This window comes from Bacillus sp. PK3_68 (assembly GCF_003600835.1).
In the GTDB taxonomy this organism is placed as follows: Bacteria; Bacillota; Bacilli; order Bacillales; family Domibacillaceae; genus Pseudobacillus.
Genome location: NZ_NQYC01000001.1, coordinates 556,219 through 580,172, shown reverse-complemented (window position 1 = coordinate 580,172; position 23,954 = coordinate 556,219). Strand labels below are relative to the sequence as shown.

Genomic DNA, 23,954 nt, shown 5'->3' with positions numbered 1-23,954 from the left:
GTGGCAACGTTGGCTCTATCGCCGGAACTTGATATTCCTCAAACAGGAGAAGTGTCAGTGAATGAACTTCTGAGATTAAAAACCTATCGATTTGATTTTGAAAATAACCGGCTTACGAGTGAACTGATCAGCGGTTTGGAGGCCGTTAAGCAATTTATTTTATTTGCCCTGTATATTCCGCGCTATGCTTATCCGATTTACTCCTCAGACACTGGAAATGAGCTTGCTGAAATGTTGGCTGACAATGAAACGAGTGTTGCTTTTAAAATTATGGAGATTGAGCGTCTTGTTACTGAAGCGCTTATGTATGATCCAAGAATTGAACAAGTCTATGACTTTGTGATCAAGCATATTGAGGATGCTTTCCATGTGAATTTTAAAGTGGATACGACACTCGGGGGAATACAAATAGAGGAGGTGTTATCGGCCTAATGTTTGAGGAGTATACATTCGAAAACATTTTACAAGAAATGATTGACGAGACCGATCCGTCATTTGATGTAAGTGAAATCTCTCCTCTATATGCCTCCTATGCGAAAAGCGCTGCCCAAGTGGCTAAGCTCTATCGATTTTTAGATCGAGTATTAGAGCTATCCTTTGCATCAACAAGTGAAGGTGAATACTTAGAGAAACGGACATCTGAAATGGGTGTCTATTATAAAGATGCCGTTGCAGCTATACGTAGAGGAGAGTTTAATATTCCGGTTCCCATAGGGAGTCGTTTTTTCGTAGAAGACGTTTATTTTGTAGTAATCGAAAATGAAAATGGAATCCAATTACAGTGTGAAACGGAGGGAACAATCGGCAACAAGTTTCCTGTAGGCACTGAACTCATGCCTTCAGAAACGATTAATGGGTTAGAAACCGCCTTGCTTGGTGAGATCATTATTCCAGGGAGAGAGAAAGAGGATGAGGAATCCCTATTTGTTCGGTATCAAGACAAAGTAGCTGAGCCAGCTACAAGTGGAAATATCGGTCACTACAAAGAATGGGTGAGAGAGTTTGAGGGGGTAGGAGCAGTTAAAGTATTTCCTAACTGGGACGGTCCCGACACAGTAAAAGTAGTTATTGTGAACTCTGAGTTTATGCCAGCTTCTGAAGAGTTGGTTCAAAGTATTCAAGTAGCATTAGATCCGGTTCCAGGCCAAGGTGAAGGGTTAGCTCCAATCGGTTCGTTTGTGACAGTTGAAAGCGCAAAGCCGGTGTTCATAAATGTAGTTGCTACCATTGAAATTAACTCTTCAACCACAATAGAGGTTGTAAAGGAGCAATTTCAACAAGCACTTGCAGATCATTTAAAATCCATAGCTTTTAAAGAAGAGACAGAGCCAATTGTCCGGCAACGGGTGATCGGTTCGTTATTTTTGATTATTCCAGGGGTTATTGATTATTCAACTCTATTAATCAATGGACAGGCTACTAATATCATTCTAAGGGAAAGTGAAGTGCCCGTTGTTGGGCAGGTGACACTTAATGTCTAGTCGAGAGGAGATGCTAGCGGATTTACCACCTGTTTTACGTAAATGCCCAGAGTTTCAAGAAATGGCGAGAGTAGAGGGAAAGGTCTTTGATCGTCTAGAGCGCCATATAGAGGAGGTCCTTGATAACGTGTTCATTGACAGTGCAACATGGGGACTGACACTTATGGAAAAGGAATTTAAGATCCCAACTGATGTTAACAAACCACTTGAACATCGTAGGTCAGTTTTAAAGTCTAAGAAGCGTGGTATCGGCAGGGTCAGTGTAGGGATGATTAAAAATGTAGCTGAATCCTTCCAAAATGGTTCGGTTGAAGTAAAAGCTATAAAGGGAGAATCAAAAATCCTTGTTACGTTTAACGATGTCTATGGCATTCCGCCCAATTTGGAAGATATAAAAACAGCTATCCGAAAAATATTGCCAGCACATCGAGTGATAGATTTTGAGTTCAAATATCTATTGATTAAGGATGTAGAAGCTATGACATTAGCTGAGATGGAAGCTACTCCATTAAATAAGTTTGCAGGAGGTGTATAGGATGGCTGAACATACTCCGCGTTTAAATCTATATATGAAAGATCCAATCGTTGATAAGGAAGATACATTCAATATTGAAACAATGCTCAATCAAAATTTCCGCAAGATCGATGAAAAGGTTGCGACACTAGGACCGAATGGAAAGCTGGCAGAAGATCAATGTCCTCCAATTCCAGAAGTAAAAGAGGCCTCCACTACACAAAAAGGAATTGTTCAATTAAGCAACTCAACCACCAGTGATAGCGAAGAGTTTGCAGCTACATCCAAAGCAGTAAAAACAGCCGAAACAAATGCCAAAGCCTACACAGACACAGCCCCAGAAGCCATGCTGCAGCATATGGAAAGGTTTGTTACCAAACGTTCTTCCAAGAATGCAAACGGAATTTTTCTTACAGTAGAGAAGAAGAGAAAAGACGGAACGTTATTTATGAGGGCTGAATTTAGTGAACCGAATGCTGACGGAAATCCAACAGTCCGCACAGTGACAACTTACGCTGCAGATGGAATAACAGTCGTAGGGGCACCGGTTATATATGATGTGATTTATGATGCAGACGGGGATTATGTTGAGGAGGTACCTCGATGATTGATATTCGTGAACATGGTGGGGTTTTTAGCGGGGGGAGCAGTACAAAAATAAAAGGACAGGTATCAGAGAAAGTTACTTTTGCTGAAGACATTAAATACGGTGAGCCTGTTTCTGTGAAGTATGAAACCAAGCAATTACCTAAACCGATTGGTTTTTTTACAGATCATATTGATACAGCTATATCAGAAGACGGTAATTATGTAGCTGTTGTTCAACGAATGGGAGAAACCAGCCGTTATGGATCGATTGCTTTTTTTAAAAGAATTGGGGATGAACTAGTTAAGTTGCCGAATCCAGATATTATGCCTGAAAAGAATTGTGCCAGTGTTGCTTTCTATAAAAATAATTTAGTTGCTTTTGCTCATGCAGGAGAAAACTCCACTACAGGGGCGGGGGTTACTTTATATAAAAGAATAGGGGACTCTTTCGTTAAAGTAGCTAATACCATTACAGGAATTCAAGGCGGCAGAAAGACAATGTTCTCTCCTGATGGAAATTATTTATTTGTGCGCAGGTGGATAGGATCTTCGCAAACATCAGGAATTTTAGTTTATAGAATTCTGAATGCAAACACTCCAGACTTAGTAGAGTTCCATTATTTAACGTTATTAACAACGGGTCCAGTTCCTCGAGATATTGCTATATCTAATGACTCAAGATACATTGTTATTTCTGAGTGGAACAGCACTTTAGTATATGAAAATCTGGGTGATAACACGTTTCGAAGGGCTACTGAAATCGAAAGTTCTTTAGTGATTACTACAGAAGGAGTGACATTTTCTTCGAATGACGAGCTGTTGATTTTCAATAAGGGCACAAATAACAATCAAATTGTTGTGTACCAATGGAATAATGGTAATCCAGTAGAAATCGATAATGCAATTGACAAACAACCTTCAGTAAATATCGGATCAGCCGGCGCCAACCTTCTCCGTTTTCATCCTAATGGAAAAATTTTGTTTGTTAATGGTGGGAGAAATAGATACAAAAGAAACGGAGATAAGTTTCATCTTCTTCAAAGCATCAATATGGGGGGAACAGGCGACTGGAATATTACTATCTCTCCTGATGGAGAACATCTTATTGGAGCTAATTACTATAAAAATGAACTAAAAGCGTATAAAAACAATACTGTTCCTTTAGAAGGAGATTATTCTCTTGGTTATGCTCTACAAAACGGCAGCATTGGTGAAGAGAGAAAAGTAATGAATATATTTAATTGAAGGAGGATAAAAATGAAATTCTACATTAAAACGGACAAAAGCAATGTCGTTCGTGACATTCTAACTTATTCATATGAAGGGTTTGAAGAAATTGAATATGATGATCACGTTCTTCCACGTAATATTTTATCTGGATATTATAAATGGGATGCTGCTAACAATGACTTCATCGTAGATGAACAGCTTAAAGAAGAAATCGTCCGCGAAAACGGCGGGTATTTGCAGGAAAAATTTGATCAGTTAAAGAAAAAGAATGACGAGCTTGAAACATCGCTTCTCGAGATGACCGTGCTAGCTGCAAAACAAGAACTGCGAAACATTCAAAACGAACAGGCAATCATGGAGCTAACTACAATCATTGCAGGAGGTAATGCGTGATGTTTTCCATAAATAGTGCTTTAGTGGCGATCTGGGCTAGAAATGTACAAAATGGTAACTATGAGAGAGAACAGGTACCGAAATTATCGAATCTGCAAGAAATGGTATATCAAGTATTGGACGCAAACGCTACTGGATAGTAGGCGTTATTTTTTTATTGTCAAAAGTCTCTCTCTTTAGCCGATAATTACTGTAAAGGCAAAAGGAGAGGGTAAAATGTATGAGTATAATTTTCATTTAGGATATCAAAAGAAAACGGGTGAATTTCCTAGATTAGGTAAAATAAAATATCCATATCCTTTACAAAAAGGTGATGTTATTATTGTTTCTAATCAAATATTCAAAGAGATTGGAAAAGCAGCGAAGGAAGTTTCTAAAAGTACTTTAGAACACAATCAACAATACAGAATAGGTTCCATTCATCATACGATTGATTCTCATGTTAATTTGATTCCAGAAATTTATCTAGTCACTGAAGCGGACTATCTAGCAAAACATAAAGATTAGATACTCAGTATCAGGAATATAACCCGGCAAAAAAACACCTAACAGAATAGGTGTCTTTTTTATGAAAAGAAAAGGGATATGTGAGGGGAAACTTACGAAAGAAGTTGCCCTGAATAGGAGGAAAAAGATGCAGCATAACACAGATACATTATGGAACACAGTGACGGGCGGTGCTTTTATGAGCGCTGCCTATTTATTTGGAGGCGTTGATCAGTTTGTAATTGCTTTAATGGTACTAATGGCAACGGACTATATAAGCGGTTTATCTGTTGCTTATTTTTTTAAAAAGAATGTAGAATCTAAAAAAGCATTTAAAGGACTGATGAAGAAGGCAGCCATGCTGCTAGCAGTAATTGTAGCTAACCAGCTGGATATTGTGGCTGGCAGCGGTGGCCACTTTATGAGAAATGCCATGATTCTTTTTTTAATTGGTATGGAGGGAATTTCTTTCATTGAAAATCTTGGTCACATGGGTGTCCAGGTTCCAGCACAAATTAGCCATGCATTTGCTCAGTTGAAAGAAGACAATAAAGAGACAAATAAAGCAGACATTAAGTATAAAAAAGAGGTGGGCGAATAATGAGTAAAATTGCAGACTTGTCTCATCATCAAGGGGATATTGACTGGAGTAAAGCATCGAAAGAATTGTCTCTTGCTATCCTTCGAGTGCAAGACGGGTCCCGAGTGCGGGACCGACAATATAAAAACTATGTAGCCGGAGCTAAAAAATATGGAGTGCCATTTGGCAACTATGCTTTTTGTCGGTTTGTTTCTATCAATGATGCTAAAAAGGAAGCACGGGATTTCTGGGAGAGAGGCGATAAAGAAGCCTTATTCTGGGTAGCTGATGTGGAAGTTAAAACGATGAACGATATGAGAGCCGGTACACAGGCTTTCATTGATGAGTTGCGGAGATTGGGAGCGAAAAAAGTGGGACTGTATGTTGGTCATCATACGTACAAGCTGTTTCAAGCAGACAAAATCAAAGCAGACTTCGTTTGGATTCCACGATATGGCGAAAAAAAGCCAGACTATCCTTGTGATCTACACCAATATACTGATACTGGTCGTTTATCTGGTATAAAAGGAAATGTAGACTTAAATCAACTGATAGGAAACAAACAGCTGTCATGGTTTTTGAATAAGGAAGAGACAAAGGCCGCTGTTGTCACAAAGGGAAAGTATCGTATCTATACAGGCTCATTTAAAACTGAAGAAGAGGCGGGGAAGCAAGCTAAATTAATTGGCGAGAAGCTAGGGTACAAGCCATTTGCTAAGGAAAAAAGAATTTGGACAGGCGTATTCGATACGTTGGAATCGGCTATGACTGCTCAACAGAACATCAGTCGAGAATTTGGTTTCAATCCGCAAATTAGAGAGGAGATGTGATATCTTTTTCATCTTAGAAAGAAATTTCATTCTAAAAAGACGCACTAAACCAGTAGCTGTTTAATATATTAATATAAGGCAACCATTTCTCCTTTTCATTAAAATGAAACACCTGTGATTGAGGCTCAAATACTACCTCTCTTATGGGGCTCCAATCCCCTATTAATTGAACACTCAAAGTGAAAAACCCCTATTCCTAATGAGTAGGGGCTATTTTTGTTTTGAGAGAAGGCACCTTTGATTTTCCGTTACTTTAAATAGATCTTCTATGTCTAAATTCAGCTGGTTTTTGAAAATAGAATTAAGCTTAAGCTTGACACTAACCAAAGAAAAGACTCTAACGTTAAACCACTATTAGAGTCTTTTCTTTTGCTATTTTATTTATAGGCAACTGGTGAAGCGTCATCTCGGGACGACTTCCAATTCTTATATTAATGGATGTCTGTCCTAATCCTTCACTAATATAAAAAGGTTTTTCGTTATGATAGTGAAGTCCTTTAATCATATTCATTTTCATCATGACTCTCCCTAGTTTCGCGAGGTGATAAGGTTTAGGCCAATGAATCTGTCCTCCATGGAAATGTCCTGACAGGAGATAGTCGTAATGGTAATTTTTCATATTCAGTACAACGTTGGGATCATGAGTTAAAACTAAATTGTATCCTTCTTTTAGATGAGCAAACGATAATTGTAGATCACTTCTTCGGGTGTGGAAATCATCAACTCCAATTATGTTTACAGGCTGTCCATTGACAATAATTGTCTCATTATCATTTTGGAGTGTCTTACAACCGTATTCCCTTAATAGGCTTCTTAAAATTTCAAAATCCTTTTGTTTAAGATGATAATCATGGTTTCCAAAGACAACATAGATCCCAAAAGGTGCATCTAGACGATTGAAAATTTTTAAATAAGGGGCCAACTTAGGAATGCTGCGTTTCTTATCGAGAAAGTCTCCTGTAATAGCAATTAAATCAATTTTTTCACCTTCCAAATTACGATAAAGCTGTTCAGGTGAAATGGAAATTTTCTCAAGGTGCATATCTGAGATGTGAAGAACATTGAAAAATGTGTCCGGTGACTGATGAGAGTTTAAGGCGGGCAAATTTATTTTATTTAAAGCGACTTTTTGAGTGTTTCTATGCGCTTTATAGAAAAGAAGCATCGCGATGGTAAATAAAATTAAAATAACTGATAAAAGTAAGATCATCTTCTCCCTCCCTCTTTTCATATTATAAAGGAGGCAAGAATGAATGATTAGCGGTAATTAATGGAGAGCCAGGTAATAGCGTCATCTCCAAGTCATTTACAAGACTGCTTAAAAATTAAACAAAGGCTGTAAAATAAAGTTCATTGTAAAAAAAACATTTTTTAAATCTTTTTAGTACACTACAACGAAAATCTTCCTCTATAAAGTAATTTAAATAAGCCTCTTCTTTTTGGATATAATCTCCCTTGTCATTTACTTTCATAAACCAATTGCAGATTGGTGATTTCTCAAAAAAGCAAGGTTCAATCGCAATAACTTTTCCTCCGGGCTTTAAAATCCTTCTGAACTCTTGTACATAGCCTCGGATCATTTCGGGAGGAATATGATGCAGGACGGCGATAATTAAAACAACATCAAAGCTGTTATCCTCTGTAGGAAGTTCATTTCCCGTAAACGTTTCAAAACGGTATGGAGAATATAGCCGCTTGGCGAAGTCAATTCTACGTGAATCAGGATCAATTCCGAAGTAGTGATCGGGTGAACATAAAGTGCAATTGGCTCCAGTACCTGCTCCAAAATCCAACACTTTTTTATTTGCAAAATCAAAATGCTCTTGAATCTTATTTTGGATATAAATCCTTGTAAACCATTTTGGTCGAACAAATGAATGATAAATTCTAGGTGATAATTGCAATGAGAGCACCTTCACTTTTTAATCTAGTTAGTGTTTTTTTGACATCATTAATTACTGTCATCCATGATTCCTCCTTACATTTGAGCAACAGTTTTAGAATGAGAAGAATGCTGTTTGATTATGTGTTAAAAAAATATCCAACGCATATAAAAAGTGCTATATCCATCTTTATGGAAAAATAAAGCTACAGATACAATACATTGAATCGGACCTTCCGTATTTTTTCAGGGTAAGCGGGCAATTTAACAATACGTATGGAACAATGTTTATAAATATGAAGAATAAGGAGAGGGATATATGAATTGATAAAAGGAGTAGGTGAAGAAATTAGTTGGAATACATTCAATAGTACGTTACAAAGAGGAGAAACGAATTTTTAAATCCATTAATACATAGACAAGTGTACTCCTTTTAGTCCCTGTTTTTACAAGTAAATGATAAGAACTTTTACAGATGAGGCGATAAATATGAAAAAGAAAGCCATATTGATATTAAGCATAGGGTTTGCTGTCTTGATAGCATCTGCTTTCTTCTTACAACATTTAAATGGATCTTCCCCTAAATGGACAGACATGCTGGGGAGAATTGTGATTGGTTTTCTGCCTGTCCTTCTTTTATTTTTAAAAAGGATTCCTTTTAGCTTGCCGTTGATTATAGGGTATTATGCTTTGCTTTTTTTCGCATTTTTCCTAGGCGCCGTTTTACGTTTTTATGATCGTTTTTCTTGGTGGGATACGGTTCTGCATTTTGGAGGAAGTGTTTTCACAGCCTTTGTTGCAATGGCTTTATACAGGCTTCTCATTCCTGAGTCGGCAGAAAGAAGAATTTCTCGCTGGCTGATTTTTCTATTTGTCCTAACATTCGCGGTAACCTTCAGTGCCTTTTGGGAAGTGATAGAGTTTATTGGGTCTGTTATGGGGGCTTTGGAAAGTGATGATAATAAAGATACGATGACCGATACGCTATCAGGCATGGCAGGAGGGGTTATCATAGCTATCTATGCAGCCTTTCACAAAAAGGTAAGCGACCAAAACTGAGGGACAAAGACGTAAATAAGTGAATAGATTAGGGAGCTACCTTAGAAGAATACTCATTAAGGCAGCTCCCTTTCTGTTGTAAAGGTATTTATTTATCTTTTCTTATTATTAGGATCTTCCGTATCTCTATTGTTTTCAAGGAGATCTTCATCATTTTCATTCATATTGTTATCCCCAGGCATCAGATTATTTTCATTGTTTTGGTTATTATCACCATCGGGGAGTATATCATTTCCGTTGTTCGTGTCATCTCCACCGTTAGGGAGTATGTCATTTCCGTTGTTCGTGTCATCTTCACCGTTGGGGAGTATATCATTTTCATTGTTCCTATCGTCTTCACCATCAGGCAGGATATCATCGTCCCTATTCATGTCATTTTCGTTGTCAGGGCCTATATCATTAATCTCATTCTCATTGTTATTGTCATTTTGAGGTGTTTGTTGTGTATCATTGTCATCTTCTACTGGATCATTATCATTGTTACAACCCATTAATACTACGGCTGATAATAAAAAGGCAGGTAGTATATGTAACCACTTTTTAGGCACTTTTGTTTCCTCTCTTTCATTGTTATTTTTGTTGCTTTATCATTTTGTTCAGTTTATTAATTTTTATGTATAGCTTAACATGAGGCCGATTTGTTTTATTTGTACAGTAGATCCTAACATGGAGTTAGTATAGCTTATCATTTTTATTCATATTTTCAGCTGCTTTACTGGTATGTTTTTCTTTACTAATTCGTTTATATTAAGGTAAATAGTTACCAGCATAATCAATCATTAATTATATAAAGCTAAATAGGGTTCTAAAAAACAAACTTTTTAGAACCTGCGCATTTCAATATCCAGTAAAGGAAGGGTTTTTATGAACAATCAACGCGGGGTTTTGACTTCTATATTAGCTGTAGGTGCTACTGGGGCTGCTATTTACGGAATATCAAGAGGAGTACAGAACGGAACTTTTCGGCAGATGACAAAGGTTGTATCCAATGCGTTAAACAGTCAGCCTATTCAGCAGATGGCACAACCTATGATGGGTGATATGACCAATAACTCGAATTCACAGCAAACGTTATCTAACCAAAACAATCAATAAGCTTGATCAATTTCTATATAATAGCATTTAATATCTTGTGAAAAAGCTCTTTTGAACCAAAATTCAAAAGAGCTTTTTATATGAAATCTATACAAAAATTAAGCATACATAATTTTCTGTTTAACTACTTAAGCGGTTATTTTTGGCACTAATAAGGGCCTTTTTCAAAGACCATAATATCATTGTGTTTCAAATGTTCGCACATAGTCGCCAGTCCAGGAGGTAGTAAACTTGATCATTACGCTATTGATATCCGGCCTGGTTATCCTTGCTGTTATTTATTTTGTTTCCACAGATAAAGGGAGACAAGTGGAGAACGGGACTGATGACTTGGTGATGGAAAGTGTGCCGAATCTAACAAAGGAGGATTTTATAATGGCTAAGAAAACAACAGAAGAAGTAACTGAACAAGTGGTAGAAAGAGTAGCAGAAAGAAAATTCGAGGAAGAGATTGGAGAAGAATTAGCACCTCTAAGAAACCAGTTAGATTCTATGGAATCTGCATTGAGCCAACTTCAAAATTCTCAACAGCAATTAAGTTCCATGGGGCAATCATCTACAACTCAGAATCAGCAGGCTTCTCAGTTGTTACAGCAAATGCAGCAATTTAGAAGTCAAGCACAGAATCAACAACAACAAACTTTTCAACAACTTCAAGGAACCATTCAACAAGCAGCTCAAATGTTGCAAGGTGTGGGGCAAAGCCTCCAATCATTTAGTGTCCTTAATCAAATGACTCAGCAGATTGACCAATCCCAGCAGCAACTGAAACAACTGAGCTCTCAGCAGTCTCAGCAAAACCAACAAAATCAACAGAATCAAAACAATCAACAAATAAATTCTATTACTCAACACTGATTTCCTAAGAGTGAGAAAGAGAATAGTTAAAGTTATCTAATTATAAAAAGCCCTTCTCGTTTGAGAGGGGTTTTTTCATTGGAAGGATTTTGTAATTTTGTGTAGAAATATGCCTGTGTACGATAAAAAGGGGGAGAGTAGAGTGATTCGCTCGCTAGAAGGCGTGAGAACGCTTGAGGAGTTAGAAGAATTGGTGTTTAATCGAGGGTACGAATTTAGATGTAAAAAAACGAGGTTGCCGGTTATGGTAGCAACACCAGTGCCGATTAATAAAATTTTTCTCGGGTTGACAGATGGAACATCTCGTTATTTTTCTATTGATCAACTGCATCAAAGCTTTGAACTTGTGAAAGCTAAAAATAATAAAAGAAAACTCTATGTAGTAAAAGAACCATTATGAAGAAGATGGCTCCTTTGTTTTATTGGGGACCATGGGGACCAATTGGGGACCAAATTCATCAAAAACCTTCTTTTTTGACCCAAATTAATCATAATGGGAAGATTAAAAACCTTGACACAACCGTATTCCTAGAGTGATAATAAGAATTAACTTGAATAGTGTATCCTTCGGGGCGGGGTGAAATTCCCCACCGGCGGTGATGAGCAATGGCTCTTAGTCCGTGACCCGCGTTCGTTTGAAAGCGGTGGATTCGGTGAAATTCCGAAGCCGACAGTGAAAGTCTGGATGGGAGAAGGATGAGGCATTTTAAAAATTGATTTTTAAGATGTTTATTTGGCTATGCCTTTTACGCCCCGTATATTTTATATATACGGGGCTTTGTTGGTTTATTGGCTGTAAACCATTCATTGGACGAAAATACTTATTGGATGGAGAGAGGACTAGCGAAATGTTAAAGGAACAATATATGGAGTTAGCCTTGTCGCTTGCGGAGGGTGTCAGAGGACAGACGTCTCCAAACCCGCCGGTTGGCGCCGTAGTCGTGAAGGACGGACGTGTGATTGGAATGGGCGCCCACTTGAAAGCAGGCACTCCCCACGCGGAAGTTCATGCGCTTCGTGCCGCCGGAGAAGAAGCGATGGGAGCTGATTTGTATGTTACGTTGGAGCCTTGCTCACATCATGGAAAGACGCCGCCGTGCGCAGACCTTGTCGTTTCAACCGGAATCAAGCGGGTCTTTATCGCGACGATGGATCCGAATCCGCAGGTGAGCGGAAAAGGTGTCCAGAAATTGAAAGCTGCCGGTATCGAAGTGGAGATTGGCATTTGCCAGGACCGCGCAGATCACCTGTTACAACCGTTTTTTCATTTTATTCAACATAACACCCCATTCGTCACAATGAAAACAGCCATTACAGCCGATGGCAAAACAGCCGCCTACACAGGTCATAGCCGCTGGATAACAGATGCGCCGGCAAGAGAAGATGTTCATGGTTTGAGACATGAGCATGATGCGATTTTAGTCGGTGTGAATACTGTTCTTCAGGACAACCCTCTCCTTACAACCCGTTTGCCCCACAGAGGAAAACACCCCATTCGAGTCATTTTAGACACACATTTACGTACTCCTATAACTGCAAAAGTAATCGAAAACAAAGAAGCCGAGACGCTTATTATCTGTGGCAACGAAGCCTCTCTTGACAAAGAAGAAGCGTTAATTACCGCAGGTGCTGATGTGATTCGCCTGGAAACGGCTGATATTCCGATCCCTCTTCTTTTAAAAAAATTAGGGGAGGAAGGGATCATGACGCTGCTCGTAGAAGGCGGCGGTGAAGTGAATGCTTCCTTTTACCAGGAAAAAGCCTTTCAACGACTGATCATTTACATGGCACCTAAGCTCATCGGCGGCAAAATCGCGCCGACTCCTTTCGGGGGAGAAGGATTCCCAACGATGGATGAGTCCATTCCATTAACGTTTGATAAGGTGGAAATGATCGGACAAGATATTAAGATTACGGCTTCACGGAAAGAAGGGTGACAATATTGTTCACTGGCATTATCGAAGAAATTGGCACCATTGAAGAGGTGCTTGCCCGGACCCAGTCGATGCAGCTAACAATTGCGGCCTCAAAAGTGCTGGAGGATGTCCAGCTCGGGGATAGCATCGCGGTGAACGGTGTCTGCTTAACCGTTACAAGTTTTACCGCTGAGCGTTTTACGGTTGATGTTATGCCGGAAACGTTCCAGGACACTTCCTTGAACAAAGTAAATCGGGGATCAAAAGTGAATTTGGAACGGGCGATGGCAGCGAATGGCCGTTTTGGTGGTCATTTCGTTTCCGGCCACGTAGACGGTGTCGGGACGATATCGGGCAAGAAACAAGTTGAAAATGCGCTTTATGTGGATATCACTTATCCGGCTGAGCTGGCGCCTTACCTGATGCCGAAAGGATCGGTGGCGCTAGATGGGACATCATTAACAATTTTTTATGTGTCTGAAAAAGAAATAACGATCTCGCTCATTCCGCATACACAAGAGGAAACGATTTTAGCGAAAAAAGCGATCGGTGATCCAGTTAATATTGAATGTGACATGCTTGCGAAATATGTAGAGCGAATGATGAATCGGCAAGCGGAAAAACCAGCTTCCAACGTAACGATGGAGCTGTTGGAAAAACACGGCTTTGCCTAATAATACAAACGAGGTGAAAAAGATGTTTGCATCGATAGAAGAAGCACTGGAAGACCTTAGAAATGGGAAAGTCATCATCGTTGTGGACGATGAAGATCGCGAAAACGAAGGTGACTTTGTCGGCCTGGCAGACCTGGCTGATGCCGAAATGGTGAATTTCATGGCGAAGGTGGGCCGCGGCCTCATTTGCGTACCAGTGGAAGAAGAAAAAGCCCAACAACTCGGCTTAAATATGATGGTTGATCATAATACAGACAGCCACGGAACCGCATTTACTGTGAGCATTGACCACGTATCGACTCACACAGGGATCAGCGCCTTTGAACGGGCAGCAACGATCCAGGAAATGATGAAGAAGGATGCAGCGCCTGCCGATTTTAAACGGCCAGGCCATATTTTCCCGCTCATTGCCAAAAAAGGCGGTGTATTAAAACGGGCCGGCCATACAGAAGCAGCGGTGGATTTAGCGCTGCTTGCCGGCCATCAAGGTGCGGGTGTGATTTGTGAGATTATGAAGGAAGATGGAACGATGGCAAGACTTCCGGATTTATTCACGATGGCGGAAGAGCTGGATTTGAAAATCGTTACCATCCAACATTTAATTGAATATCGCCGCAAGAAGGAAGCATTGGTTACCCGGGAAGTAGAAATTGAGCTGCCGACAGAATTCGGCCACTTTAAAGCGGTTGGCTACACGGAAAATTTGACGGGCAAAGACCATGTAGCCCTTATTAAAGGTGATGTAAGCGATGGTTCTCCTGTGCTTGTCCGTGTTCATTCGGAATGCTTAACGGGCGATGTTTTCGGTTCCTACCGTTGTGACTGCGGCCCTCAATTGCATGCGGCGCTTCAGCAAATCGAAGAAGCGGGCCGCGGCGTCTTGCTTTATATGAGGCAGGAAGGCCGTGGCATCGGTTTGATCAACAAGCTGAAGGCGTACAAGTTGCAGGAACAGGGCTATGATACAGTAGAAGCCAATGAAAAGCTTGGCTTCCCGGACGATCTGCGTGATTACGGCATTGGGGCTCAAATTTTACGTGACCTCGGCGTTAAAGAAATGAAGCTGTTAACAAATAACCCGCGTAAGATTGCCGGCTTAAAAGGCTACGGCTTAGAAATCATCGATCGCGTGCCGTTGGAAATGCCACCGAAAGATGAAAACCGCCGCTATTTGGAAACGAAAGTAACAAAGTTAGGTCATTTTTTAACTATTTAATTAGGGAGAGAAGAACATGAGCAGAACATTTGAAGGGAATTTAATTGGAACAGGCTTAAAGGTGGGCATCGTTGTTGCCCGCTTTAATGAATTTATTACTGGTAAATTACTGAGCGGAGCAGAGGATGCCCTGCGCCGTCACGGAGTTGAAGAAGAAAACGTGGATACCGCTTGGGTACCGGGCGCATTTGAAATTCCGTTGATCGCCAAAAAGATGGCGGACAGCGGCAAATACGATGCCGTTATCACACTTGGCACAGTCATCCGTGGATCTACAGCTCACTTTGAATACGTTAGCAATGAAGCAACAAAAGGGGTAGCCCAAGCCGCCATGCAGTCAGGCGTACCAGTCATCTTCGGTGTGCTGACAACGGACACGATTGAGCAAGCGATTGAGCGCGCTGGTACAAAAGCTGGCAACAAAGGCTGGGAAGCTGCTGCGACAGCGATTGAGATGGCAAACTTGGTTAGATCGATCGAAGGATAATAGAAGGATCTGCTCCTGCTGTTTTGAGACGGAAACGGGGCAGGTTATTTGAGGAAATAATAAGGTAAAGTAAATATTGCAAAGCTTATGACTGAAAGGGAGCACCTATAAAGAAAACCTTGATGCGGGCATCAAGGTTTTCTTCTTGACCGTTAAAATCTAATTTCACTCTGGGAATGCTCTTTAAACTGATAGACGAAAGAAATCCAAGCTTTTCTTTAAGGCATGCTTCACAAAATTCCTCTGCTCTGTATAACATTTCCTTCTTTATCATGTTTATATCTAAGGCGTTTTGGAGTTCTTGAATCTTGCTTTTTACCTCCTCCAACTTAAGTGCATATTCTTTTCCTTTTTTAGTTATTTCGGGAGGAATGTGTTCTTTAAAATGTTCTGATACCTTAGCCACATCCTGACGGTTAAGACTGTCAACTCCACTATTAATTGCATCTTGAATCCTATTTTTAGCTTCATTTACTTTACGTGTCGCTTCTTCTCTTAAACGTCGTTCCGCCGCTTCTGCTTCTCCAACTGGATTGCGGATAGGCATAGTAATTTCTCTCCTTGCAAAAAATGGCTACAGTAAAAGGATTTCCTTTAAATGAAGAAAGGAGTGTGAGAAAGATGGGGAGATGAAAAAACGCCAGATAAATGGCGTTTAATCATTATTCATCATTGGTTGTCTCGCTTCTTTTTTGTGTTATCTGTTAAATTATTTACGGCGTTTTTAGTTGCATCAACAGTATTCATTGCAACGTTTTCTGTTGTTTCTAAAGCATTATGCATTGTTTCAAATGCAGAGCCTGCTGTGTTCTTAATGCTCTCTGTGACACTTTTGTTATTTTGTTGATTTTGACTATTTCTTTGATTATTCATTAAGTTTCACCTCCTAAGCAGGAATAGGATATGTATTTTATAATTAATTATTCAGACCATCTACACGAATCAATTTTCTTCAATTTGAAATCGTGTCACACACTCCTGTTTACCTGTTCTGCTTATTTGCAAACGGCAACGGGGCAGGTCCTTTTTTGTCAGTGTTGTTCTTCAAGTAGTGCTTTGATACAATACTTGTTGTGGCTTGGCTGTTTATGCAGCAAAAGCGGGTAGGGAGAGGGCGATGTACGAGAGGTACATTTATTTATGAAGAAGAGTGGAGGTTTTTTTCAGTTAGCTGATCACGGAACAACCATTAAGCGGGAAGTGACAGCGGGAGTTATCGGTTTCTTCACAATTATTTATATTGTGGCTGTTAACTCATTGATTTTGTCGGAGGCAGGCGTGCCATTTGAAGGAGCAGTCATTGCGACCATTCTCACTTCATTTATCGGCTGTGCGATTATGGCTTTTTGGGCAAATGCCCCTATTTTACTTGTGCCAGGCATGGGGCTGAACGCAATGTTTACGTATACATTCGTTCATGCGATGGCGCTGAGCTGGCAGGAAGCACTTGGGGTCGTCGCGGTATCAGGACTTATCTTTTTCCTAGTGACAGTGACGAAATTGGCCGATTGGCTCAATGCATCCATTCCGTCTGTTTTAAAGGAGGCCATTTCAGTCGGGTTAGGTTTTTTCCTAATGCTCATTGGACTGGAAAAGGGCGGGCTCGTTGTACGGGGAGAGCACTCCATTTTGGCGATGGGGAATCTGGGAGAACCGGCTGTGCTCCTTACCGTATTGACGCTGATCGTTACGATCATCGTCTTTTTGAAAGGCATTCAAGGCGGCTTCTTATGGAGCATTTTATTTGGCACCATCGCTGCCTGGGTAATGGGGTTGCTGCCGGAAGTAGGAGATACCTCTTTTTCGTTCGCTGTGTACGGCGATGTGTTTTCAGCATTTTCCCTGTCAAAGTGGGCCACGGTTCCTTTCTGGTCTGCCGTGTTTTCGTTAACGATGGTGCTCATATTTGAAAATATCGGCCTTGTGCACGGCCATACGGAATTTGCCGGCCGTCCAGATAAGTTTAAGCGGGCGCTGCAAGCCAATGCCTTTTCCTCTTTTTCTTCAGGGATTTTGGGAACGAGCCCAACGGTGTCCACTGTGGAAAGTTCAGCGATGATCGCTGCTGGCGGAAGAACAGGGCTAACGACATTGACGACAGGCGTCTTATTCCTGCTGTCGGTGTTTGCCATTCCTTACATGAAGCTGATTCCTGACATGGCCATCGCTCCGGTCCTAATGATGATTGGCAGCTTGATGATACAAAATATCCGCCATTTGGATTTGACGGACTTAACGGATGCCATCCCGGCGCTGTTTATTATTGTGATGATTCCATTCACATACAGCATAGCGGACGGGATTGCTGCCGGTTTTATTTTATATCCAGTCTTAAAGATAGTTATGGGCAGAGGCCGCGAAGTATCCAAGCTCTTATGGATTGTTTCGTTGCTGTTTCTGTTTAACTTTGTCTTGCATTATGCATAATAGATAAAAAAGCACACCGCTGTCCAACAGCGGTGTGCTTTTTTATCCTAGAGATTCTTCTCCATCTGATTAGGTTTTTTTACCCATTCTTCCACGAAACTCATCATTTTGTTAATCGAGGGGGTGTGTACATGTTTCGTTGTATTTGTGAGGATGCCTACTTTTCTGGAGACCAGAATGCTTAATGGTTTGGCTGTAATGTTGTCTAAAGCAGAATTACTCAACAGCAATTGGGGCAGCAGACTGATCCCCAGGTTGTTCTGTATCATGGCAATGATCGTTTCATCTCCTCTTATCTGATAAGCAACCCGAGGAGTGAATCCTTCTTTTTTGATTAAGTGATGCACCTCGAAAAGTGAATCTGAATACGGGAGAATCCAGTCAGCCGCTTTGATTGCTTCTAGGTCGATGATATCTGATTGAGCCAGCTCGTGCTGAGTACTCATAACAGCCATAATCGGGTCCTCCAGCAGAAAGCGGAAGTGCCATTTATGATTGTAGGAAGAACCAATAGCAAAGTCGATGATGTCTTCTTCCAGCCAGCGATCCAGTTCAGATGCGTTTCCTTCATACAATTCAATCTCTATAAAAGGATACAGACTTTTGAACTCACTCAGTATGCGCGGCATCCAATTGGTGGCGATGCTAATGTAGGCGCCGATCCGAACTTTCCCTGTTTCTAGCCCATTAATTTCGTCCACGGTTTCCATCAATTTTTCATAGCCTTTCTGAATGTCCCGCATCGCTTTCAGTACCTTCCAGCCATTTTCTGTCGGCTTTACGCCGTTTTTCTGTCTGACCAACAGGGCGAAGCCGTATTCTTCTTCTAAGCTGCTGATCATCTGGCTAATGCTCGGCTGTGTGTAGCTTAATAGTTCGGCCGCTTTCGTTAAACTGCCGGTTTCCACTACCTTAATGTAAGTCATGTATTTCTTTAGGTTCATTTGTATGGCTCCTAAGATATAAGGTTTAATTATATTTAATATTAATTATATTTAGTTTACTTATATATAGCCAGAGAATAAAATGGTCCCATCTAAAGATTGTTACATAAAAGGGGAGAGCGACATTGAGTTATATTGTACAATTTGCCATCGGTGGTTCTATTTTGGTATTGGCTTCGCTTTTAAGCAAATCCAAGTATCTTTTTTTGTCAGGAGTCATCACCTTGCTTCCAATCATGACGTTGATCAACATCAGTTTACAAATGAAAAATATGAATCTCACAGAGTTTAGAATGACGCAGAAAAATGCCATCGTCGGTGCTTTCGGAGCGGTTATTTTAATGAGCAGCATTTTTCTTCTGTCCAATTGGGTCAAACCTCTATATGCGGTTATAGGCGCGTCGGTGATTTATGTTGGTTACATGGTTGGTTATATGTGCTTTGTTTCTCAAAAGCTAAGTGCATAAAAATTGGAAGGATATCAAGTGATAAATTAAAAATTAAACGGTTTTATTTATATTTAGATGGGCATCCCATTTCCTAGCTTCCTATCTTTTCGAAAGACAACTCGTCCGGAACGCTCGCATATTTGTGACGAAAGCATAGACCAATGCCTGTTTTTTTTGTATGCTAATAAGAAAAAGCAAAAGCGGATTGTGGGGAGAAGACATGCAAATTGAGTTAGTTAAATGCCATGGATCAAGCAATGATTTCTTATTAATAGATGAATGGACAAACGGTTATTCCTTTTCCGAGGAAGAGAGAAAGAATCTATCGATTGCTTTGTGTGACAGAGAATCAAGCCTCGGAGCAGACGGCATTTTGTTCGTCATGGAAAGCGAGCGGGCCGATGCGAGAATGAGAATTTTTAATTCCGATGGTTCAGAAGCTTCTATGTGCGGGAATGGCCTTCGCTGTCTGGGCCGTTACGTATGCGAATTGCTGAAAAAAGATGAAATTGTCGTTGAAACGATGAAAGCTGATCTACAAGTAACAAAGGACGAAGAGCTATATGAAGAGGTGCCAACTTACCGTGTGGAAATCTCACCGGTGCTGTTCTCACTGTCAAGCCTGCCGATGTACCTTGAAGGGAAGGACACACTACTGAATGAAATCGTGCCGGAACTATCTGATTCTATTGCATTCTCGGCAGCAGCAGTGCCTAATCCTCATTTAATTGCGATGGTAAATCAAGATCAAATCGCTTCTGACGAGCAAAAACAGATTGCCGAAAAATTAAACGGTCCAAATGACATATGCCCTGACGGTGTGAATGTGAGCTTCGTCTATCCAATTGAACCGGGAAAAATCTATGTAAGAACATTTGAGCGCGGGGTTGGGTTCACCAATGCTTGCGGAACAGCGATGTCCGCTTCTAGCTTAATTACTTGCTTACTTGATAAAAATGAGCTGGAAGAAATCATTGAAGTGTATAATAATGGGGGCAAAGTCCGCTGTGTCGCGCACAAAAAAGCAGACGGCGGCTACTGGATTGATTTAATTGGCAATGCTACTTACTTATATGACGCGGTTGTTGAAGTGAATCTGAACGATCCAGCTTCATTTGCTGTAGTGAATAAACAAGAGAGAACAGAACAGGCACAGTATGAGAAGCTTGGCGGCGAAGTAAAAGAACTTTTAAAGCAAACGGTATTTGCTTAAATCATAACCTAAAGAAATTCCAAGAGGCCGCTCTTGGAATTTTTTCATTATGAACAGGGGGATGTAGATGAGCAACGAAAAACAAGAAATAAAGAGACTGGAGAGCCAATGGCCGCTCATAGCTGCAATGAGGAATGGCGAGGAAGTAACATGGATAAACGATCAGAAGTTAAAAAATGGACCAGACGATTGGCCGATTACGCTCGAGGAAATACATGAGGCCGATGCCAGGCTCAGAAGATTTGCGCCTTTTTTGACGGCCGTTTTTCCTGAAACAAAAGAGGTAGGCGGCATCATTGAGTCACCATTGCTGGAAATTGAACATATGAAAACTTTTCTTGAAAAGTATCATTGCGAAACGATTACCGGCTGCTTATATATGAAGGCTGATCACCTTCTGCCGGTTGCTGGTTCTGTAAAAGCACGCGGCGGCATGTATGAAGTGTTGAAGCATGCAGAAAGTCTTGCAATTGAACATGGGTTATTATCGACAGAAGAAGATTATAGTAAACTAGCAAACGAAGAAATGAGAGCGTTTTTCTCTAATTATTCACTCGCTGTCGGTTCTACCGGGAATTTAGGCTTAAGCATTGGCATAACAGGAGCAGCTCTTGGGTTCCGGACAACCGTCCATATGTCCGCGGATGCGAAAGAATGGAAAAAGACGCGGCTGCGGGATAGAGGGGTTGAAGTCATTGAGTATGCAGATGACTATAGCCGTGCCGTAGAAGAAGGCAGAGAGCTGAGTGCAAAAACAAAAAACAGTTTCTTCATTGATGATGAGCATTCAAAAGAGCTGTTTCTCGGCTATTCAACAGCTGCCCTCCGTCTGCAGGAGCAGTTTCAGAAAGAGAACATTGCTGTCGATGAAGACCATCCATTGATTGTGTATTTACCGTGTGGAGTAGGCGGCGCACCTGGAGGGATTTTTACCGGCTTGAAGCGGGTGTTTGGAGAACATGTCTATGGCTTTTTCGCCGAACCAGTGCAAGCTCCCTGCATGCTGCTCGGTTTAATGACCGGACTGCATGATCAAATCTCTGTCCAGGATGCCGGGATCGAATTGAAAACTGAGGCGGATGGCCTCGCCGTCGGCAGACCATCCAGTTTTGTCGGCAAAGCAGTAGCAAATGATTTAGACGGAGTATTTACCGTGTTGGATGACAAGCTGTTCATCTGTTTGAATCAAATGGCTAAGCTTGAAGGTGAGCAACTGGAGCCTTCCGCTCTTGCGGGAATAGAAGGGCCTGTTCGGGCAAAAGTAAGCGGCTGGCTGGAGAGCCATTTCACCGACAGTCAGCAAAAAGGTGCTGTTCATCTTGTATGGTCGACAGGAGGTGGCCTCGTTCCTGAAGAAGAAATGATCGTAATGATCAAAAAGGGAGAGCAGTATTGATTTAAAATAAGGTGGTGATGCTTTACCCTATTTGGGCAATGATAGCAAACTGGATAGTAGTATGCTTATAAACCGTTCCATAAATGGGAAAGAAAATTAGAAAAAGTGTGTATTAATGAAAAGTTCTCATTGTTTAACAATTAGTGGTGTCCGAAAATTGCTCATCTTCAATCCATTTAATAGCAAAATGTAAGAATAATATAGAGTTACATAATCGATCTCCATATAGTTTCTTCATCAGGCTTTATTACAAAGCAGCAAGCCGCTATATCCGAAATAATAATCCTTCGTTAGTACGTTTCTCTTTTGTTTACTTCTACGGGATTTAGGCAATGAAAAGAAGGAGAGAATAAAGTAGTGGTGATAATATGGAGAAAGTCATTCGTTTTTTTTCAATGGATCATTTTGCGGGCAGGCTGCTGGATTTTTGCTTATTTACGGCCATTATCTTGCTCGTTAAATGGCTGGTTATGAAACTCATCAGAAGAAAAAATATGAGCCTGGCTCCTGGAAAGAGGAGTTAATCCCTCTTCTTAATACGACGTTAAACTGGCTCACTTTTTATGGCGTTCTGTTACTGTTTCTCTATTATTTTTCTAGGGAAAAGTGGCTGTTTTATCCTCTATATACGTCAGGAGAGGCACAGGTAACTGTCTTTTTAATTCTTGTGGCAATCCTTACTGTATCGCTCTCCCAAAGGCTTGTGAAGCTGTTTAATCGTTTTGTGATGAGCAGAGTCTATCATTATTATGGATTAGATAGTGGGGTTGCTTATACTTTTAATCGGATGATCTACTATACGGTTATGATTATTGCACTGGCCATCAGCTTTGCGACCGTAGGGCTTGATTTAACAGCAGCGGCCGCCTTATTTAGCGTGCTCGGTATCGGAATTGGCTTTGGCATGAGAAATGTAGCTGGTAATTTTATCTCGGGCATTATTATTTTGTTTGAGCGACCGATTGAAGTCGGAGAAGTAGTCGAAGTGAATGGCAAATTTGGCCGGGTAGAAAAAATCCGGCTCCGTTCCACTGTTGTCAAAACAGCAACCGAAGGCTCTTTAATTGTGCCGAACCAGTATTTTATTGAACAGATTGTACCGAATCGTTCCGGAGCTGAAGTGGTAGCTCAAGTAGTAGTGGAAGTAAAATTCGGGCAGGATACGGAAAAGGTTGAAGAATTGTTATATGCCGCTGCTGATAAAGTCATTGCTGAAAAGGAAATCAAGCCGCAGGGGCCACAGTCTGTCCGTTTTATTGATTTTCGCAATGAAGCGATGGTGTTCAAGATAGAAGTCCCTGTCCAAAGCATCGTCATTAAGCAAAAAATAGAAAGCAGGCTTCGTCATGCGATTGCTTCTCTATTCCAGAAAAATGATATCCGGCTTGCTTCGCAGCCGATCGAGGTGAAGCCGTCATAATTGCCAGAAAGGTGCAAATGTATGTGTTTAATTAACTTTTGTTTTCAGGCGTATGCCCCCTATAAATTAGTTATTGCTGCCAACCGGGATGAGTTTTTCAATCGTCCGACTCAAAAAGCTCATTATTGGGAGGAAACGCCCAGTGTTCTAGCTGGGCGTGATCTTGAGAAGATGGGAACATGGCTCGGAATCACAAAAACAGGCCGGTTTGCGGCGCTAACGAATTTTCGTGATCCTTCTGAAAAAACCGAAGGAAAACGGTCGCGTGGGGAAATTGTTCAAGCTTTCTTAACAGGCACAGAGCCGCCGGAAGTATTTATGGATGAGCTGCGGGAGCAAAAAGATAGTTATCCCGGCTTTAACTTACTGGCTGGAACAGCGGATGAGCTTTGGTATTATAACAACAGAAAAGATTTGAAAGAAGCTGTTGCTCCCGGCGTTCACAGCTTAAGCAACGCCACGCTGAACACGCCCTGGCCGAAATCAAGAAAAGGAAAAGCTTATCTAGAAGAGTGTTTGCATCATTCGCCAGCTTTATCTGTTGATTGTTTGTTTTCCTTTTTGCAGGATGAAGAATTGGCTCCGGATGAAGAACTGCCTCGTACAGGCGTCTCTCTCGATTGGGAAAGAAAGCTTTCGCCTCTTTTTATTAGAAGTGAAGACTATGGGACCCGCTCATCAACGGTTGTCACAATTGACCAGACGAACCATGTTACTTTCACCGAACGGAGCTATCTTCAGGGAAATCTTGTTGGTGAAGAAGCGTTTCAGTTTAAAATTGAATCTATATAAAAAGAGCTGTCTTACAGTTAGTCA

The 23,954-nt window shown here is 40.9% G+C and carries 30 protein-coding genes and 1 riboswitch; of the genes, 24 read left to right on the top strand and 6 right to left on the bottom strand.

Annotation, left to right across the window (positions count from 1 at the left end; genetic code table 11):
- The first annotated feature begins 9 nt into the window (after nt 1-9).
- From CJ483_RS02890 to CJ483_RS02850, 10 genes are all read left to right on the top strand, one after another.
- Nucleotides 10-432: a DUF2634 domain-containing protein gene (locus tag CJ483_RS02890; protein WP_120031769.1), complete on the top strand. Its 423-nt coding sequence runs from the start codon at nt 10-12 to the stop codon at nt 430-432.
- On the top strand, nt 432-1,481 hold the full coding sequence (locus CJ483_RS02885; RefSeq protein ID WP_120031767.1) for a baseplate J/gp47 family protein: 1,050 nt from the start codon (nt 432-434) through the stop codon (nt 1,479-1,481). Before CJ483_RS02890 ends, CJ483_RS02885 begins: the two co-directional genes overlap by 1 nt.
- Complete coding sequence (locus CJ483_RS02880) at nt 1,474-2,016, top strand: putative phage tail protein (protein ID WP_120031765.1); 543 nt, start codon at nt 1,474-1,476, stop codon at nt 2,014-2,016. Before CJ483_RS02885 ends, CJ483_RS02880 begins: the two co-directional genes overlap by 8 nt.
- Nucleotide 2,017: 1 nt before the next feature.
- Entirely contained in the window at nt 2,018-2,602 is a 585-nt protein-coding gene (locus tag CJ483_RS24750; RefSeq protein WP_220702322.1) for a tail fiber protein, read from the top strand.
- Entirely contained in the window at nt 2,599-3,828 is a 1,230-nt protein-coding gene (locus CJ483_RS02870; protein ID WP_120031763.1) for a lactonase family protein, read from the top strand. Before CJ483_RS24750 ends, CJ483_RS02870 begins: the two co-directional genes overlap by 4 nt.
- Nucleotides 3,829-3,840: 12 nt before the next feature.
- Nucleotides 3,841-4,206 carry a hypothetical protein gene (locus CJ483_RS02865; protein ID WP_120031761.1) on the top strand — a complete coding sequence of 122 codons (366 nt, stop codon included), beginning with the start codon at nt 3,841-3,843 and terminating at the stop codon, nt 4,204-4,206.
- Nucleotides 4,206-4,346: a hypothetical protein gene (locus CJ483_RS24335; RefSeq protein WP_182916945.1), complete on the top strand. Its 141-nt coding sequence runs from the start codon at nt 4,206-4,208 to the stop codon at nt 4,344-4,346. Before CJ483_RS02865 ends, CJ483_RS24335 begins: the two co-directional genes overlap by 1 nt.
- 76 nt (nt 4,347-4,422) lie before the next feature.
- Nucleotides 4,423-4,713, top strand: coding sequence for a hypothetical protein (locus CJ483_RS02860; RefSeq protein WP_120031758.1), 291 nt, complete (start codon nt 4,423-4,425; stop codon nt 4,711-4,713).
- A 127-nt stretch (nt 4,714-4,840) separates the two neighbouring features.
- Complete coding sequence (locus CJ483_RS02855) at nt 4,841-5,293, top strand: phage holin family protein (RefSeq protein WP_120031756.1); 453 nt, start codon at nt 4,841-4,843, stop codon at nt 5,291-5,293.
- Nucleotides 5,293-6,102, top strand: a complete 810-nt coding sequence (locus tag CJ483_RS02850; RefSeq protein WP_120031754.1) for a glycoside hydrolase family 25 protein — start codon at nt 5,293-5,295, stop codon at nt 6,100-6,102. Before CJ483_RS02855 ends, CJ483_RS02850 begins: the two co-directional genes overlap by 1 nt.
- Before the next feature lie 343 nt (nt 6,103-6,445).
- Here CJ483_RS02850 and CJ483_RS02845 read toward each other — a convergent pair whose 3' ends face one another.
- Complete coding sequence (locus CJ483_RS02845) at nt 6,446-7,312, bottom strand: metallophosphoesterase (protein WP_120031752.1); 867 nt, start codon at nt 7,310-7,312, stop codon at nt 6,446-6,448.
- A 115-nt stretch (nt 7,313-7,427) separates the two neighbouring features.
- A complete protein-coding gene (locus CJ483_RS02840) occupies nt 7,428-8,006 on the bottom strand; it encodes a class I SAM-dependent methyltransferase (protein WP_182916944.1) in 579 nt (192 codons plus the stop codon).
- 467 nt (nt 8,007-8,473) lie between these two features.
- Here CJ483_RS02840 and CJ483_RS02835 point away from each other — a divergent pair, with 467 nt between their 5' ends.
- Nucleotides 8,474-9,043, top strand: a complete 570-nt coding sequence (locus CJ483_RS02835; protein WP_120031748.1) for a DUF2238 domain-containing protein — start codon at nt 8,474-8,476, stop codon at nt 9,041-9,043.
- Nucleotides 9,044-9,135: 92 nt separating this feature from the next.
- Here CJ483_RS02835 and CJ483_RS02830 read toward each other — a convergent pair whose 3' ends face one another.
- Nucleotides 9,136-9,591, bottom strand: a complete 456-nt coding sequence (locus CJ483_RS02830) for a hypothetical protein (protein ID WP_120031746.1) — start codon at nt 9,589-9,591, stop codon at nt 9,136-9,138.
- A 316-nt stretch (nt 9,592-9,907) separates the two neighbouring features.
- On the opposite strand from CJ483_RS02830, the gene CJ483_RS02825 reads away from it, so the two are divergent.
- The 7 genes from CJ483_RS02825 to ribH all read left to right on the top strand — a co-directional run bounded on the left by CJ483_RS02825 (nt 9,908) and on the right by ribH (nt 15,289).
- Nucleotides 9,908-10,138: a hypothetical protein gene (locus tag CJ483_RS02825; protein ID WP_120031744.1), complete on the top strand. Its 231-nt coding sequence runs from the start codon at nt 9,908-9,910 to the stop codon at nt 10,136-10,138.
- Nucleotides 10,139-10,369: 231 nt separating this feature from the next.
- Nucleotides 10,370-10,996 (top strand): hypothetical protein, encoded by a 627-nt coding sequence (locus CJ483_RS02820; RefSeq protein WP_120031742.1) that lies wholly within the window; start codon nt 10,370-10,372, stop codon nt 10,994-10,996.
- A 142-nt stretch (nt 10,997-11,138) separates the two neighbouring features.
- Nucleotides 11,139-11,396 (top strand): hypothetical protein, encoded by a 258-nt coding sequence (locus CJ483_RS02815; RefSeq protein ID WP_120031739.1) that lies wholly within the window; start codon nt 11,139-11,141, stop codon nt 11,394-11,396.
- Between the two features lie 159 nt (nt 11,397-11,555).
- Nucleotides 11,556-11,697: riboswitch (FMN riboswitch) on the top strand.
- A gap of 147 nt (nt 11,698-11,844) precedes the next feature.
- Nucleotides 11,845-12,933, top strand: a complete 1,089-nt coding sequence (gene ribD, locus CJ483_RS02810) for a bifunctional diaminohydroxyphosphoribosylaminopyrimidine deaminase/5-amino-6-(5-phosphoribosylamino)uracil reductase RibD (protein ID WP_120031737.1) — start codon at nt 11,845-11,847, stop codon at nt 12,931-12,933.
- Between the two features lie 5 nt (nt 12,934-12,938).
- Nucleotides 12,939-13,586, top strand: a complete 648-nt coding sequence (gene ribE / locus CJ483_RS02805) for a riboflavin synthase (protein ID WP_120031735.1) — start codon at nt 12,939-12,941, stop codon at nt 13,584-13,586.
- A gap of 22 nt (nt 13,587-13,608) precedes the next feature.
- Entirely contained in the window at nt 13,609-14,802 is a 1,194-nt protein-coding gene (locus CJ483_RS02800; RefSeq protein ID WP_120031733.1) for a bifunctional 3,4-dihydroxy-2-butanone-4-phosphate synthase/GTP cyclohydrolase II, read from the top strand.
- A gap of 16 nt (nt 14,803-14,818) precedes the next feature.
- A complete protein-coding gene (gene ribH / locus CJ483_RS02795; RefSeq protein WP_120031731.1) occupies nt 14,819-15,289 on the top strand; it encodes a 6,7-dimethyl-8-ribityllumazine synthase in 471 nt (156 codons plus the stop codon).
- A gap of 85 nt (nt 15,290-15,374) precedes the next feature.
- Here ribH and CJ483_RS02790 read toward each other — a convergent pair whose 3' ends face one another.
- Together CJ483_RS02790 and CJ483_RS02785 are read right to left on the bottom strand one after the other, a co-directional pair.
- Complete coding sequence (locus tag CJ483_RS02790; RefSeq protein ID WP_120031729.1) at nt 15,375-15,836, bottom strand: hypothetical protein; 462 nt, start codon at nt 15,834-15,836, stop codon at nt 15,375-15,377.
- 122 nt (nt 15,837-15,958) lie between these two features.
- On the bottom strand, nt 15,959-16,162 hold the full coding sequence (locus CJ483_RS02785) for a hypothetical protein (RefSeq protein WP_120031727.1): 204 nt from the start codon (nt 16,160-16,162) through the stop codon (nt 15,959-15,961).
- A gap of 267 nt (nt 16,163-16,429) precedes the next feature.
- Between CJ483_RS02785 and CJ483_RS02780 the strand changes: the two genes are divergently transcribed.
- A complete protein-coding gene (locus tag CJ483_RS02780) occupies nt 16,430-17,716 on the top strand; it encodes an NCS2 family permease (protein WP_120031725.1) in 1,287 nt (428 codons plus the stop codon).
- Between the two features lie 47 nt (nt 17,717-17,763).
- Here the strand turns inward: CJ483_RS02780 and CJ483_RS02775 are convergent, their stop codons facing one another.
- Nucleotides 17,764-18,660 carry a LysR family transcriptional regulator gene (locus CJ483_RS02775; RefSeq protein WP_120031723.1) on the bottom strand — a complete coding sequence of 299 codons (897 nt, stop codon included), beginning with the start codon at nt 18,658-18,660 and terminating at the stop codon, nt 17,764-17,766.
- 125 nt (nt 18,661-18,785) lie between these two features.
- Between CJ483_RS02775 and CJ483_RS02770 the strand changes: the two genes are divergently transcribed.
- The 5 genes from CJ483_RS02770 to CJ483_RS02750 all read left to right on the top strand — a co-directional run bounded on the left by CJ483_RS02770 (nt 18,786) and on the right by CJ483_RS02750 (nt 23,930).
- On the top strand, nt 18,786-19,127 hold the full coding sequence (locus tag CJ483_RS02770) for a GlpM family protein (RefSeq protein ID WP_120031721.1): 342 nt from the start codon (nt 18,786-18,788) through the stop codon (nt 19,125-19,127).
- Between the two features lie 202 nt (nt 19,128-19,329).
- A complete protein-coding gene (gene dapF, locus CJ483_RS02765) occupies nt 19,330-20,322 on the top strand; it encodes a diaminopimelate epimerase (RefSeq protein ID WP_120031719.1) in 993 nt (330 codons plus the stop codon).
- A gap of 67 nt (nt 20,323-20,389) precedes the next feature.
- Nucleotides 20,390-21,718, top strand: a complete 1,329-nt coding sequence (locus CJ483_RS02760; protein WP_120031716.1) for a D-serine ammonia-lyase — start codon at nt 20,390-20,392, stop codon at nt 21,716-21,718.
- Nucleotides 21,719-22,178: 460 nt separating this feature from the next.
- A complete protein-coding gene (locus tag CJ483_RS02755) occupies nt 22,179-23,138 on the top strand; it encodes a mechanosensitive ion channel family protein (protein WP_259455547.1) in 960 nt (319 codons plus the stop codon).
- Between the two features lie 21 nt (nt 23,139-23,159).
- Nucleotides 23,160-23,930 (top strand): NRDE family protein, encoded by a 771-nt coding sequence (locus CJ483_RS02750; RefSeq protein ID WP_120031710.1) that lies wholly within the window; start codon nt 23,160-23,162, stop codon nt 23,928-23,930.
- Nucleotides 23,931-23,954 lie beyond the last annotated feature (24 nt).